A 14,876-nucleotide genomic window follows, 5' to 3' on the forward strand; every position below is an offset into this window, starting at 1 on the left:
CGACTGAGGAACCCCCATGGCCAAGCACACCCTCTCCGTCCTGGTCGAGAACAAGCCCGGCGCGCTCGCCCGCATCGCCGCGCTGTTCTCCCGGCGGGGCTTCAACATCGACTCCCTCGCCGTCGGCTCGACCGAGCATCCGGACGTGTCCCGGATGACCATCGTGGTCAACGTCGAGGACCTCCCGCTGGAACAGGTCACCAAGCAGCTCAACAAGCTCGTGAACGTGATAAAGATCGTCGAACTCGACCAGTCCGCTGCGATCCAGCGGGAACTGGTCCTGGTGAAGGTCCGCGCCGACAACGAGACCCGGTCGCAGATCGTCGAGATCGTCCAGCTGTTCCGTGCCAAGACCGTCGACGTGTCGCCGGAGGCGGTGACCATCGAGGCCACCGGCAGCTCGGACAAGCTGGAGGCCATGCTCCGGATGCTGGAGCCTTACGGCATCAAGGAGTTGGTCCAGTCCGGCCTGGTCGCCATCGGCCGCGGCGCGCGCTCCATCACGGACCGCTCGCTGCGCGCCCTGGACCGCAGCGCGTAAACAGCGCCGTCTCACACCCCGAAGCAAAGACCCACACCCGCGCCGGTGCGCCTACGGTGAGTACCGCGTACCCGGCAACCACCACGCAAGGAGATGTGCCCCCGTGGCCGAGCTGTTCTACGAAGACGACGCCGACCTGTCCATCATCCAGGGCCGCAAGGTCGCGGTCATCGGCTACGGCAGCCAGGGCCACGCCCACGCGCTGTCGCTGCGCGACTCCGGCGCCGACGTCCGGGTCGGCCTGAAGCCGGAGTCCGCCTCCCGCGCCAAGGCGGAGGAGGCCGGCCTGCGCGTCGTCACCCCGGCCGAGGCGGCGGCCGAGGCCGACGTCATCATGATCCTGGTGCCGGACCCGATCCAGGCCGACGTCTACGAGGCCGACATCGCCCCGCACCTGAAGGCCGGCGACGCCCTGTTCTTCGGCCACGGCCTGAACATCCGCTACGGCTTCATCAAGCCCCCGGCGGACGTCGACGTCTGCATGGTCGCCCCGAAGGGCCCGGGCCACCTGGTCCGCCGCCAGTACGAGGAGGGCCGCGGCGTCCCTGCGATCGTCGCGGTCGAGCAGGACGCCTCGGGCAACGCCTTCGCGCTGGCGCTGTCGTACGCCAAGGGCCTGGGCGCCACCAAGGCCGGCGTCATCAAGACCACCTTCACCGAGGAGACCGAGACCGACCTGTTCGGTGAGCAGGCCGTCCTGTGCGGTGGCACCGCCGCCCTGGTGAAGGCCGGGTTCGAGACCCTGGTCGAGGCCGGCTACCAGCCGGAGATCGCCTACTTCGAGTGCCTGCACGAGCTGAAGCTGATCGTCGACCTGATGTACGAGGGCGGCCTGGAGAAGATGCGCTGGTCGGTCTCCGAGACCGCCGAGTGGGGCGACTACGTCACCGGCCCGCGGATCATCACCGACGCCACCAAGGCCGAGATGAAGAAGGTGCTCGCCGAGATCCAGGACGGCACCTTCGCCAACACCTGGATCGCCGAGTACAAGGCGGGCCTGCCGAAGTACAACGAGTACAAGAAGGCCGACGAGGACCACCTGCTGGAGACCACCGGCAAGAAGCTGCGCTCGCTGATGAGCTGGGTCAACGAGAAGGCCTGACCCTCCCGGGGCCGGATCGGGCCCCGATTTTGTAACTGCGTTGTACAAGTAGGCTGCTCTCGTCCGGGTGATTTCGCCGGACGGGAGCAGCCCGCTGTCCAGCCCGTCGATACACTCCGAGTGCGCGTCAGGCCCACAGCGTCGTGCGTCTACTCACGCGGCATGCCACCTTCCCCCGCCCTCCACGCCACCTACGTGCCCGGGGGAACCGGACAGTTAAGGACCCCACTGTCGTGAGCACTGTGAAGACTGAGAAGACCGGCGTAGTCCTGATCGCCGAAGAGCTGTCGCCCGCCACCGTCGACGCCCTCGGCCCCGACTTCGAGATCCGCCACTGCAACGGCGCCGACCGCACCGAGCTGCTGACCGCGATCGCCGACGTCGACGCGATCCTGATCCGCTCCGCCACCAGGGTCGACGCCGAGGCGCTGGCCGCGGCCCGCAGGCTCAAGGTCGTCGCCCGGGCCGGCGTCGGCCTGGACAACGTGGACGTCGCCGCCGCCACCAAGGCCGGCGTGATGGTCGTCAACGCGCCGACCTCCAACATCGTGACCGCCGCCGAGCTCGCCTGCGGCCTGCTGATCTCCGTCGCCCGCAACATCGCGCCGGCCAACGCCGCGCTGAAGCAGGGCGAGTGGAAGCGCAACAAGTACACCGGCGTCGAGCTGAGCGAGAAGGTCCTCGGCGTGGTCGGCCTCGGCCGGATCGGCGTCCTGGTCGCCCAGCGGATGTCCGCGTTCGGGATGAAGATCGTCGCGTACGACCCCTACATCCAGGCCGCCCGCGCCGCGCAGATGGGCGTCAAGCTGGTCACGCTGGAGGAGCTGCTGGAGGTCTCGGACTTCATCACCGTCCACCTCCCCAAGACCCCGGAGACCATCGGCCTGATCGGCGACGACGCGCTGCACAAGGTCAAGCCGTCCGTGCGGATCGTGAACGCCGCCCGCGGCGGCATCGTGGACGAGGAGGCGCTCGCCTCCGCGCTCAGCGAGGGCCGGGTGGCCGGCGCCGGCCTGGACGTCTACGCCAAGGAGCCGTGCACCGACTCCCCGCTGTTCGCCTTCGACAACGTGGTCGCCACCCCGCACCTGGGCGCCTCCACCGACGAGGCGCAGGAGAAGGCCGGCATCGCCGTCGCCCGCTCGGTGCGCCTCGCGCTGGCCGGCGAGCTGGTGCCGGACGCGGTGAACGTCCAGGGCGGCGTGATCGCCGAGGACGTCCGCCCGGGCCTGCCGCTGGCCGAGAAGCTCGGCCGGATCTTCACCGCGCTGGCCGGCGAGGTGGCCGTCCGCCTCGACGTGGAGGTCCGCGGCGAGATCACCCAGCACGACGTGAAGGTGCTCGAACTGTCCGCGCTGAAGGGCGTCTTCGAGGACGTGGTGGCGGAGACGGTGTCCTACGTCAACGCCCCGCTGTTCGCCCAGGAGCGCGGTGTCGAGGTCCGCCTGACCACGTCCAGCGAGAGCCCCGAGCACCGCAACGTGATCACCGTGCGCGGCACGCTCGCGGGCGGCGAGGAGATCGCCATCTCCGGCACGCTGGCGGGCCCCAAGCAGACCCAGAAGATCGTCGGTGTGGACGCCTTCGACGTGGACGTGGCGCTCACCGACCACATGGCCTTCTTCAAGTACGAGGACCGCCCCGGCGTGGTCGGCGTGCTCGGCCGGCACCTCGGCGACGCGGGCATCAACATCGCCGGCATGCAGGTCGCCCGGGACGGCGGCACCGCGCTGGCCTCCATCACCGTGGACACCGAGATCCCGCAGGAGGTGCTCGCGGGCATCGCCGCCGAGATCGGCGCCCGCTTCGCGCGCTCCGTCGACCTGGGCTGACACCCGCCCCCGGCAGGGCCCGGACCACCGTTCGCACGGTGGTCCGGGCCCTGCTGCGTCCTTGCGGGTGACACCCGTCTCAGATACTAGGAAATCCAAGTATTCGTGCAGACACGGCCGGGGCGCGGTCGTACCGTGGAGGGGTCGTACGGTGTGCCGCCCCTGTAGCCAGGGCGTGCGGCCCGAGTACGCGTGCGCCTTCACGAGCAGGCGATCCCTGCTCCCGCGCTCCCCACCCCACTCCGCGCGCCCGCCTTCCGCGGCGCTGTTCCCCAGGAGCCCGGTATGTCGCCGACCGCCGACCGTCACGCCACGTCCGCCCCCGCCGCCACCCCGGTCCGCGCCCCGCGCCGCCGCCGGGCCGCCGAGCGGAACCCCTTCGCCGCGGCCGCGCTCCAGCGGGCGCTGGACCGCCGGGACAACGGTGGCGTGACCGGCCACCACTGACCGGCCACCACTGACCGGCCACCACTGACCGTCGCCGCGGGGCGGGTGGCGTTCATCCGCCGAATGGGCCGTACGGGTCGGTCCGACGTCACCCAGTAGAGTGCAACCCCGTTCCGTCCGAGGGAAGTTGCTCGTCCCGGTCGTCGCGATCATCCTAAATTCGGGGCCCTCGGAGGGGTGATCGACGGCCGCGTGGGCGGGCGTCAGCGACACGGAGTGCGGATCAGTCCCCCTGCCGGGGGAGAGGGCCCAGTGCGTCTGCCATCCGTCCGCCGACCCGCCGCCCGGATCGGCCTCACCCTGGCCCTGCTGGCCGGGAGCGCCGTCCTCGCCGCCACCCCGGCGGCCGGCGGCCCACCGACCGCGGGGCCGCCGACCGCCGGACCACCGGGCCAGGGCCGGACGGCCTCCGTCCTGCTGGAACTCACCACCGAGCCGGCCGGCCCGGCCTGGCGGCGCGCCGCCGACGGCGCCCGGCGGGCCCGGCGCTCCCCGGAGGCCGCCCACCGGGAGGCCGCGCAGGCCGGCGCCGCCCAGCGGGCGCTGGCCGGGGAGGCGCTCGACCGGCTGGCCGGCGCCGTGCACCGGGCGGCTCCCACCGCCCGCGAGCTCTACCGCACCCGCACCGTGCTGGCCGGCCTCGCGGTCAGCGCGCCCGCCGAGCGGCTGCCCGCCCTGCGGGCGCTGCCCGGCGTCCGGGCCGTCCACCCGATCGTCGCCAAGCGGCGCGACAACGCCCACTCCGTCCCGCTGACCGGCGCCCCGCAGGTCTGGGCCGGCGCCGGGGCGGCCGGCACCGGCCGGGGCGTGCGGATCGGGATCATCGACAGCGGCGTCGACTACACCCACGCCGACTTCGGCGGCCCCGGCACCGAGGAGGCGTTCCGCTCGGTCGAGCGTGGCAAGCCCGCGCCGCCCGCGCTGTTCCCCAACGCCAAGGTGGTCGGCGGCAGGGACCTGGTCGGCGACGACTACGACCCGGACCCGTCCTCCCCGCACCACCAGCCGGTCCCGCACCCCAGCGACAACCCCCTCGACTGCGTGCGCAACGGCCACGGCACCCACGTGGCCGGCACCGCGGCCGGGTACGGCGTCACCGCCGACGGCCGGACGTACACCGGCCCGTACGGGCCCGGGCTGGACCCGGCGGGCTTCCGGATCGGCCCCGGCGCCGCCCCGGGCGCGCAGCTGTACGCGATCCGGGTGTTCGGCTGCGACGGCTCCACCGACCGGGTCACCGAGGCGCTCGACCTGGCCGCCGACCCGAACGGCGACGGCGACCTGGGCGACCGGCTGGATGTCGTCAACCTCTCGCTCGGCAGCCACTTCGGCAGCACCGACGACACCGACGCCCTGGCCGTGGACCGGCTCGCCGAACTGGGCACCGTCGTGGTCGCGGCGGCGGGCAACGACGGCGACGTGTACGGCATCGGCGGCAGCCCCGGCACCGCCGCCCGGGCGGTCACCGTCGCCGCTTCGGTGCACGGGCACGCCGACGTGGACGGCATCACCGTGCTCGCCCCCGCCGCGCAGGCCGGGGTCGTCCCGGCGCACTGGAGCGAGCGCTACCGGGGCTGGTCCACCGCCGACGTCAGCGGCGAACTCGCCCTGCCCGCCGACCAGTCGGACGGCTGCACGGACTTCAGCGAGGCCGACCGGGAGCGGCTGAGGGGGCGGATCGCGCTGCTCGCCTGGAGCACGAAGGAGCCCGACCGGGCCTGCAACTCCGGCCCGCGCGCCGACCACGCCGCCGACGCGGGCGCGATCGGCGCGCTGTACGCCGCCGACTCCGACCACCTCGCCGAGATCTCCGGCAACGACCGGATCCCGGCCGTGCTGCTGGCCCGCGCCGACGGCGAGCGGCTGCGGCAGGCCGCGGCGGCCGGCCCGGTGCTGGTCCGGCTCGCCGGGCCCGGCAACCCGCTGCACGGCTCCGTCGCCCAGGACCAGCCCGCCCGGGTCGACACCCTGACGGACTTCAGCTCGCGCGGCATCGGGGTGCCCGGCGTGGTCAAGCCCGACCTGGCGGCCCCCGGCGAGGGCATCTGGTCCGCCCTGGTCGGCAGCGGTACCGGCGGCCAGCGGGAGAGCGGCACCTCGATGGCCGCCCCGCACGTGGCCGGGCTCGCCGCGCTGGTCCGCGCCGCGCACCCGGACTGGCCGGTCGAGCAGGTCAAGGCCGCGCTGATGAACACCACCACCGACACCTTCCTCGGCGACGACCGCACCGGCCCGGTCTACGGGCCCGAGCGCACCGGCGCCGGGCGGGCCCGGGTGGACCAGGCGGTCCGCACGCCCGCCGTCGCCTACGCGGCGGGGGAGGGCGCGGTGGAGGGCGCCGTCGGCGTCTCCTTCGGGCCCGTCGAAGTCGGCGGCCCGACGGAGGCGACCCGGGAGATCGAGGTGCGCAACACCTCGGACGCACCGCTCGCCTACCGCACCTCGTACGCGGCCGCGACCCCGCTGCCCGGCGCCTCCTACCGGGTGGCGCCGGCCCGGGTGGACGTCCCGGCGGGCGGCACCGCGCGGGTGCGGGTCACCCTGGCCGTCCCCGGTGCGCCGGGGCGCGCCCCCGACCCGACGATCGACACCGTGCAGGGCGGCCGGGCCCGCAGCTACCGGGGCGAGCTCTCCGGCCGGGTGCTGCTCACCCCCGTCGGGGACGGCGCCCTGCCGCAGCTGCGGGTCCCGGTGCTGGCCGCGCCGCGCCCGACTGGCGACCTCGCCGCGACGGCCGCCCTGCGCACCTCCCGGGACGGCACCCTGGTCACCCTCGGCGGCCGCGCCGCGCCCGGCGAGGACCCGGGGCTGGTCAGCGCCTTCGCCCTCGGCGGCGAGGGCGTCCGCTGGCCGGACTGCCCGCCCGGCGGCGGCGCGGCGCTCGCGCCGGGCGCGGGGCTGCGGCCGAAGGACGTGGGGGAGGAGGACAGCGAGACCTGCGTCGAGCACCCCGGCGAGCGGGCCGCCGACCTGCGCGCGGCCGGTGCCGCCGTCGACTCCGGCCTGCTCCACGTGGGGGTGCGGCTGTGGGCCCCCGCGGCCACCCCGGTCGGGCTGTACGCGGTGCGGGTCGCGCTGGACACCGACGGCGACGGCAGCACCGACGTCGTGCTCAAGGCCGACCGGCTGCGCGGCAGCGACGTCCTGGTCTCCCGCGCCCTGGACGCCCGCACCGGGGCCGAACTGGACGTCCAGCCGCTCGACGCCCACTGGGGCGACACCGACACCGGGCTGCTGGACAGCGACGTCCTGGTGCTGCCCGTCCGGCTGGACGCCCTGCCCGGCGTCGCGCCCGGGCACAGCACCGTCCGCTACGGGGTGTGGACGGGCTTCGCCGGCGGCGGCACGCCGGACGCGGCCGAGGCCCTCGCCACCCTGGGGATGGACGGCACCAGGCCGACCGTCCCGCTGGACGTCCTGCGGCCGGCGCTCACCGTGCGGGCCGGCCCCACCGGCCCCGGCGCGGTGCTGGCCCCGGCGGGCCCGGGCACCGTCCTCGCGGTGCGGCGGGCCCCGGGGGACGCCTCGCGGCTCCTGCTGCTGTACCACCGCAACCCGGACGGGCGGCGGGGGGAGGTGCTCGACCTGCCCTGACCGGCGGAGCATGCGCGGGGGCGGCCCGCCGGGACCGGGGGCCGCCCCCCTCACGCGTCCCGGGCGTCCCGCGCCGCCCGGCGGCGCTCGCGCCGCGGCGGGCGGGCGGGGCGGCGCGAGAACCGGGCGAAGAGGGCCACCAGGACGAGCGCGGCGGCGGTGGCGGAGGCGACGGTGAGGCCCTCGGTCAGACCGGGCGGGCGGAAGGCGCAGGCGATCCGGGAGGCGCCGCCGCCCAGCGGGACACCGATCATGCCGAGCACCGGGACGGGCTCGGCGCGGCGGCCGCCGTCCACCGCGCAGGTCCAGCCCTCGGTGGCCGGCACGGAGACCAGCGCGGTGCCGGTCGAGCCGGCCGGGAGGTCCGCGGCCAGGGTGTGCCCGCCGGCCTCGACCCGGGTGGCGCCGGTGGCGGCGAGCCGGGCGACGGCGGCCTCCAGGGCGCCGGCCCGCAGGCAGCCGATCGGCCGGGCGGGCACCTGGCTCACCACCTCCGAGCGCAGCGTCACCCGGACCACCCCGTCCGCGGGGACGGTCCCCAGCCGGTGGATCGGCACGGCCGTGGTGGGCTGCTCGCCGTCGCTGCGGTACTCGGTGCCGAGGCCGCTGACCGTGCCCCGGTACCAGACCCCGTGGAAGTAGGCCGTGGCGCCCGGCGTGCAGGCGGCCGTGAACACGGTGCCCCCGCCGCCGGCCGGCACCGACCAGCCGCTGGTGCCGTGCAGCGCGGGCGCCGGCCCGCCCGCCGGGACGGGCAGCGGCGCGTCGTACACCTGGCTGCCGAGCAGCGACTCCTGCCGGGCCCAGACCGAGGAGGTCTCCGTGCGGGCCCCCGGGGGCAGCACGGTGACCAGCGGCGCCGCGGCGGCCGCCCGGACGGGGGCGAAGCCGTACGGGGGCGGCCCGTCGTCCAGGTGGGTGCGCACGCCGAACAGGGCCTGCCCGACCGGGTCGGTGACGCTCCCGGTCTGCCGTCCGCCGGCCGTCCAGCCCGCGCCGAGGTCGTGCAGCAGCAGGGCGGTGACGGTCGGCAGGTAGGCGCTGAACCAGCCGCCGCCCTGGCCGTTCAGCAGCAGCGGGTCGTTGGGGCCGAAGGCGTGCGGGCCGGGGTCGGCGCGGCCGTTCGGCCAGTGCTCCGCCGCGCGCAGCGCCGCGTGCCCGGCCCGGACGGCCGCCGGGGAGGGGCCGGCCGAGGGGGCCGCGCCGAGCGCCGCGTACCCCGACCAGACGGCGTTGCCCAGCACCGCCCCGCCGATCACCCAGGTGGCGAGGGCGTTCGTCCGCCGGTCGGCGGGCCGGCGCTCCAGCAGCCACAGCGCGGCCGACAGGACGGCGCCGCCGGCGCCGAGCAGCACCCAGGTGGCCGGGCGCACCGCGGGCCGGCCCGCCGCCAGGCCGGCGACCACCGCCACCACGGCGGCCCCGCCCAGCACGGTGAGCAGGTCCGGGCGGTGCGCCAGCGAGACCCAGCCCGCCAGCACCAGCAGCCCGCTGAGGACGAACGCGACGCGGTACGGCCCGCCGGCCGGGATCGCCAGGCCGTGCCAGACCAGGACGGTCGGGGTCCACAGGAAGCCGGCCGCGACCAGCACCAGCGCCGTGCACCACACGGCGCGCTCCCGCGCCCGCACCCGCCGGTTGAACGGCAGCCCGCACACCACCAGAAGGCCGAAGACGCCGATCGCCACGTCCGGCAGCCGCTGCCCGCCGTGGGTGGCGGGCAGCAGCCGGCCGAGGTGGGCGCCGAGGTCGGACGGGCCGAGCGGCTCGACCGGGGACTCCGGCTGGGCCCGGCGGGCGGCCCGGACGGCGACGAACAGCACGGGGGAGGCCAGCAGCACCCCGGCGGTGGCCGCGGTGACGGCCCGGCCGGTGGCGCGCACCCGGTGGCGCAGCGGGAGCGGGGCGGCGGACAGCCGGACGGCGAACAGCAGCCCGGCCGCCAGGGTGGCCAGGGCGGCGGTGTACAGGTTGCCCGCCCAGGCGAGCGCGACGCACAGCGCGCCGGCCACCCAGTGCCGCTCGCGCAGGCACCAGTCCGCGGCCAGGCCGAGCAGCGGCAGCGAGACCAGGCCCCAGAGCCACATCGGGGCGGCTCCGCCGACGTCCAGCACCCAGGCGCACAGCCCGTACCCGACGGCGGCGAAGGCCCGCAGCGGGCGCGGGCCGGGGTGGAGGCGGCCGAGCAGCCGCGCCATCAGGGCGGTGCCCAGGCCGATGGTGGCCAGGGTGACCAGGAGGACGGCGAGCCGGCCCTGGTCACGGGGCAGTAGGGCGGTGGGCCAGGAGAAGGGGTTCATCAGGTAGGCGAAGAAGTCCGCCAGGAACGGCGCGCCGTAGCCGCTGTTCCAGTCGACCAACAGGTCCCCGGCGGCCTGCCCGTGCAGCAGGTCCCACAGGTGGGCGTGGTACGGCACGGCGACCGCCTCCGCCCCGGCCGGCCACCGCCCGCGCACCGCCGCCGCCAGGCCGTACCCGGCCACGGCCAGCCCCGCCGCACCCCCGCAGACCAGCAGCTCCCGCCGCCGCTCGCCCATCCGCACCCCGTTCCCCGCACTCCGCCCGGATCCCGCCACCCTAAGCACGCCCCTGGCGCCCGCCGCGTCACCCGCGCCCCCCGAAGGAGTGAAGTGGTGGCCGTGCCGGGGCCGCGACTGCCGCGGTGACAACCTGGAGGGCGACATCGACCCCGCGATGCCGGCCGGGCCGAGGAGCAGCTCTTCGGCAGTCCTTGCGCCCCGTCAGCCGCGCTTCCGGGCAGGGAGGTACGGCGCCAACGGTGTCCCGTCCGCATCGTGGACGCCAGGTGTCAGTGGATGGGACGCCGGAGTAGGGTCCGAGCATGTCTCGGACCATTCGTCTCGCAGTTGTCCCCGGTGACGGCATCGGCCAGGAAGTGGTGGCCGAAGGCCTCAAGGTCCTGGGTGCCGCGCTTCCCGCCGACGTGAAGCTGGAGACCACGGAGTACGACCTCGGCGCCCGGCGCTACCACCGGACCGGGGAGACGCTCCCGGACGACGTGCTGGCGCAGCTGAAGTCGCACGACGCGATCCTGCTGGGCGCCATCGGCGACCCGAGCGTGCCGTCGGGCGTGCTGGAGCGGGGGCTGCTGCTCAAGCTGCGGTTCGCCTTCGACCACCACATCAACCTGCGGCCGGGCCGGCTCTTCCCCGGGGTGGACTCCCCGCTGGCCGGCCAGCCGGAGATCGACTTCGTGGTCGTCCGCGAGGGCACCGAGGGCCCGTACGTCGGCAACGGCGGCTCGCTGCGCACCGGGACGCCGCAGGAGGTGGCCACCGAGGTCAGCCTGAACACCGCGTACGGCATCGAGCGCGTGGTGCGGGACGCCTACCGCCGGGCGCAGGCGCGGCCGCGCAAGAAGCTCACCCTGGTGCACAAGAACAACGTGCTGGTGCACGCCGGGCACCTGTGGACGCGGATCTTCGCCGAGGTCGGCCGGGAGTTCCCCGAGGTCACCACCGACTACCTGCACGTCGACGCGGCGACCATCTTCTTCGTCACCCAGCCGGAGCGGTTCGACGTCATCGTCACCGACAACCTGTTCGGCGACATCCTGACCGACCTGGCCGCCGCCGTCACCGGCGGGATCGGCCTGGCCGCGAGCGGCAACATCAACCCGGGCGGCGAGTTCCCGTCCATGTTCGAGCCGGTGCACGGCTCGGCGCCGGACATCGCCGGCCAGGGCAAGGCCGACCCGACCGCCACGGTGCTGTCGGTCGCGATGCTGCTGGCGCACCTCGGCTTCGACGCCGAGGCCGCCCGGATCGAGGCCGCCGTCGCGGCGGACCTGGCGGAGCGCTCCGGCGCCCGCAGCACCTCCCAGGTCGGCGACGCGCTCGCCACCCGAGTAGCCGGCTGAGGCCGGACCGCAGCACCGCAGCTCGCGGCCCCGGAAAAGGGTCGGGCAGCTGTTCGGCACGGCCCTCTGGATGCGAGTATCGACAGTGGGCCGTGCCGTTGTGCGTCCGAACCGGTGAAATCCTTCGCCGAAACGTATCTGCGGCGGTGGCGGCCCGGACCAACCCCACGGTGAAGGAAACAGCCATGAGCACGGCCACCCAGGCGCCCATCACGTTCGACCTCAAGCCCTCCGCCCACCCGCTGCCCGCAGCGGAGCGCGAGGCCCGGCTGGCCAACCCCGGCTTCGGCCGGGTCTTCACCGACCACATGGTCACCATCCGCTGGACCGAGGGCGTCGGCTGGCACGACGCCCAGCTGGTGCCGTACGCGCCGCTGGAGATCGACCCGGCGAACATGACCCTCCACTACGGCCAGGCGATCTTCGAGGGCCTGAAGGCCTACCGCCAGGCCGACGGCTCCATCGCGACCTTCCGCCCGGAGGCCAACGCCGCCCGCTTCCAGGCCTCGGCCCGCCGCCTGGCGATGCCGGAGCTGCCGGTGGAGACCTTCGTCGAGGCCGTCGAGCTGCTGGTGCGCCAGGAGCGGGACTGGGTGCCGAACGAGCCGGAGCAGAGCCTCTACCTGCGCCCGTTCATGTTCGCCACCGAGGTCGGCCTGGGCGTCCGCCCGGCCTCCTCCTACCTCTTCATGATCATCGCCTCGCCGGCCGGCGCCTACTTCCAGGGCGGCATCAAGCCGGTCTCGGTCTGGCTGTCCAAGGAGTACGTCCGGGCCGCCCCCGGCGGCACCGGCGCCGCCAAGTGCGCGGGCAACTACGCCGCCTCGCTGGTCGCCCAGGCCGAGGCCGCCGAGAAGGGCTGCGACCAGGTGGTCTGGCTCGACGCCGCCGAGCACCGGTGGGTCGAGGAGATGGGCGGCATGAACCTGTACTTCGTCTTCGGCGAGGGCCGGGACGCGAAGATCGTCACCCCGGAGCTGTCCGGCGCCCTGCTGCCCGGCATCACCCGCGACTCGCTGCTCCGGCTGGCCGCCGACCTCGGCTACGCCGTCGAGGAGCGCCGGATCTCCACCGACGAGTGGCAGCAGGCCAACGCCGACGGCACCCTGACCGAGGTCTTCGCCTGCGGCACCGCCGCCGTCATCACCCCGGTCGGCTCGGTGAAGTCCGCCGCCGCGGACTGGACCGTCGGCACCGGCGAGCCCGGCCCGGTCACCATGGAGCTGCGCGAGGCGCTGCTGTCGATCCAGGGCGGCCGGACCGCGGACACCCACCACTGGCTGCACCGGATCGTCTGACCCGGCGCCCCCCCGGCCGCGCCCGGCTCCGGCCCGCCCGTTCCGCATCGCGAGACGGGCGGGCCGGATCCCGGAGGGCTGTGCCAGACTGCGAGCGTGTCCTCGCTTTCGCTGATTATTGGCAGCAGGCGCGCCGGTCCGCAGTGACCGCTTCCGCTCGACCCGATGCGGAGCGACCACGAGCGTCCAGACCCGCGCGCAGACCTCTCGCACCCGCGAGGGGTCTTTTTGTTTCCCGGACCGGCCGAGGGCCCCCACAAGGGGCCCGGGGACACCGGGGCGCGCGCGGGACCATGGACAGTGGAGCCGGGACGGAAAGTCCGGCAGAGCAGTACCCAACCTCCCCGAAACGGAGCACCAGGGGTCATGACCGAGGTCACCCGAACCGACGACAGTTTCCACGTGTTCGACACCACCCTGCGCGACGGCGCGCAGCGGGAGGGCATCAACCTGACGGTGGCGGACAAGCTGGCCATCGCCCGGCACCTGGACGACTTCGGGGTCGGCTTCATCGAGGGCGGCTGGCCCGGCGCCAACCCGCGCGACACCGAGTTCTTCGCCCGCGCCGCCGCCGAGCTGGAGCTGCGGCACGCCCGGCTGGTCGCCTTCGGCGCCACCCGCCGGGCCGGCGGCAAGGCTGCGGAGGACCCCCAGCTGGCCGCGCTGGTCGCCTCCGGCGCCCCGGTGGTCACCCTGGTGGCCAAGGCCCACGACCGGCACGTGGAGCTCGCGCTGCGCACCACCCTGGACGAGAACCTGGAGATGGTCCGGGACAGCGTCGAGTTCCTGCGCTCCCGGGGCCGGCGGGTGTTCATCGACTGCGAGCACTTCTTCGACGGCTACCGGGCGAACCCCGAGTACGCCGTGTCCGTGGTCCGCACCGCCCACGAGGCCGGCGCGGACGTGGTGGTGCTCTGCGACACCAACGGCGGGATGCTGCCGGCCGGTGTGCGGGAGACCGTCGCCGAGGTGCTCGCCAGGACGGGCGCCCGGCTCGGCATCCACGCCCAGGACGACACCGGCTGCGCGGTGGCCAACACCCTGGCCGCGGTGGACGCCGGCGCGACCCACGTGCAGTGCACCGCCAACGGCTACGGCGAGCGGGTCGGCAACGCCAACCTGTTCCCGGTGGTCGGCGCGCTGGAGACCAAGTACGACCGCCGGGTGCTGCCCGCGGGCCGGCTGGCCGAGATGACCAGGATCTCGCACGCGATTGCCGAGCTGGTCAACCTGACCCCGTCCACCCACCAGCCGTACGTCGGGTTCTCGGCCTTCGCCCACAAGGCGGGCCTGCACGCCTCCGCGATCAAGGTCGACCCGGACCTGTACCAGCACATCGACCCCGAGCGGGTCGGCAACACCATGCGGATGCTGGTCTCCGACATGGCCGGCCGCGCCTCCGTCGAGCTCAAGGGCAAGGAGCTCGGCTACGACCTCTCCAGCGACCGGGACCTGGCCGGCCGGGTGGTGGCGAAGGTGAAGGAGCAGGAGAACCTCGGCTACACCTACGAGTCCGCCGACGCCTCCTTCGAGCTGCTGCTGCGCGACGAGGTGCGCGGCACCCGGGACCGCTTCTACGCCCTGGAGTCCTGGCGGACCATCAGCGAGCAGGGCCCGAAGGGCTTCACGGGCAACGAGGCGACCGTCAAGCTGTGGGCCAAGGGCGAGCGCCGGATCGCCACCGGCGAGGGCAACGGCCCGGTCAACGCGCTGGACCAGGCGCTGCGGGCGGCCCTGGAGGGCATCTACCCGCCGCTGGCCACCTTCGAGCTGGTGGACTACAAGGTCCGCATCCTGGAGGGCCAGCACGGCACCGGCTCCAAGACCCGGGTGCTGATCGAGTCCACCGACGGCACCGTCACCTGGTCGACGGTGGGCGTCGCCGACAACGTGGTCGCCGCCTCCTGGCTGGCGCTGGAGGACGCGTACACCTACGGCCTGATCCGGGCCGGCCTGGAGCCGACCGACTGACGGTGCCCCGGCACGCCGACGGCCCGCGGAGCCCGGTCAGGGGTCCCGCGGGCCACGGTCACGCGCACGTTCGCCACCGGGCCGCTGCGGCCCTTCGGCCCGGCACGGGCTGCGCACTCAGCGGAGCCGGGCGAGGAGGGCGTGTTCGACGAGGGTGATGAGGGCGCTCTTGGCGCTGTCGCGTCGGCGGGCGTCGAGGGTGATGACGGGG

9 protein-coding genes and 1 pseudogene are annotated in these 14,876 nt (G+C 74.9%); 8 read left to right on the forward strand and 2 right to left on the reverse strand.

Annotated features, from left to right (window positions below; translation table 11 throughout):
• The first annotated feature begins 16 nt into the window (after positions 1-16).
• The 5 genes from ilvN to ACH5AR_RS22285 all read left to right on the forward strand — a co-directional run bounded on the left by ilvN (position 17) and on the right by ACH5AR_RS22285 (position 7,516).
• Entirely contained in the window at positions 17-541 is a 525-nt protein-coding gene (gene ilvN, locus ACH5AR_RS22265; RefSeq protein WP_188296763.1) for an acetolactate synthase small subunit, read from the forward strand.
• Positions 542-644: 103 nt separating this feature from the next.
• Positions 645-1,643, forward strand: coding sequence for a ketol-acid reductoisomerase (ilvC, locus tag ACH5AR_RS22270; protein WP_396303191.1), 999 nt, complete (start codon positions 645-647; stop codon positions 1,641-1,643).
• Between the two features lie 242 nt (positions 1,644-1,885).
• On the forward strand, positions 1,886-3,475 hold the full coding sequence (gene serA / locus ACH5AR_RS22275) for a phosphoglycerate dehydrogenase (RefSeq protein WP_396303209.1): 1,590 nt from the start codon (positions 1,886-1,888) through the stop codon (positions 3,473-3,475).
• Positions 3,476-3,760: 285 nt separating this feature from the next.
• Positions 3,761-3,922, forward strand: coding sequence for a hypothetical protein (locus ACH5AR_RS22280; RefSeq protein ID WP_396303192.1), 162 nt, complete (start codon positions 3,761-3,763; stop codon positions 3,920-3,922).
• A 252-nt stretch (positions 3,923-4,174) separates the two neighbouring features.
• Entirely contained in the window at positions 4,175-7,516 is a 3,342-nt protein-coding gene (locus ACH5AR_RS22285; protein ID WP_396303193.1) for a S8 family serine peptidase, read from the forward strand.
• A 50-nt stretch (positions 7,517-7,566) separates the two neighbouring features.
• On the opposite strand, the gene ACH5AR_RS22290 is transcribed toward ACH5AR_RS22285, so the two are convergent.
• Positions 7,567-10,053: a YfhO family protein gene (locus ACH5AR_RS22290; RefSeq protein WP_396303194.1), complete on the reverse strand. Its 2,487-nt coding sequence runs from the start codon at positions 10,051-10,053 to the stop codon at positions 7,567-7,569.
• A gap of 305 nt (positions 10,054-10,358) precedes the next feature.
• Between ACH5AR_RS22290 and ACH5AR_RS22295 the strand changes: the two genes are divergently transcribed.
• From ACH5AR_RS22295 to cimA, 3 genes are all read left to right on the forward strand, one after another.
• Positions 10,359-11,396: a 3-isopropylmalate dehydrogenase gene (locus ACH5AR_RS22295; protein ID WP_396303195.1), complete on the forward strand. Its 1,038-nt coding sequence runs from the start codon at positions 10,359-10,361 to the stop codon at positions 11,394-11,396.
• Positions 11,397-11,581: 185 nt separating this feature from the next.
• Positions 11,582-12,694: a branched-chain amino acid aminotransferase gene (locus ACH5AR_RS22300; protein ID WP_396303196.1), complete on the forward strand. Its 1,113-nt coding sequence runs from the start codon at positions 11,582-11,584 to the stop codon at positions 12,692-12,694.
• 366 nt (positions 12,695-13,060) lie between these two features.
• Positions 13,061-14,665, forward strand: coding sequence for a citramalate synthase (cimA, locus tag ACH5AR_RS22305; RefSeq protein ID WP_396303197.1), 1,605 nt, complete (start codon positions 13,061-13,063; stop codon positions 14,663-14,665).
• A gap of 117 nt (positions 14,666-14,782) precedes the next feature.
• On the opposite strand, the pseudogene ACH5AR_RS22310 reads toward cimA, so the two are convergent.
• Positions 14,783-14,876: pseudogene (locus ACH5AR_RS22310) on the reverse strand (ATP-binding protein); the annotation flags it as partial.

It is taken from the genome of Kitasatospora sp. NPDC018619, from assembly GCF_044391605.1.
Lineage (GTDB): Bacteria > Actinomycetota > Actinomycetes > Streptomycetales > Streptomycetaceae > Kitasatospora.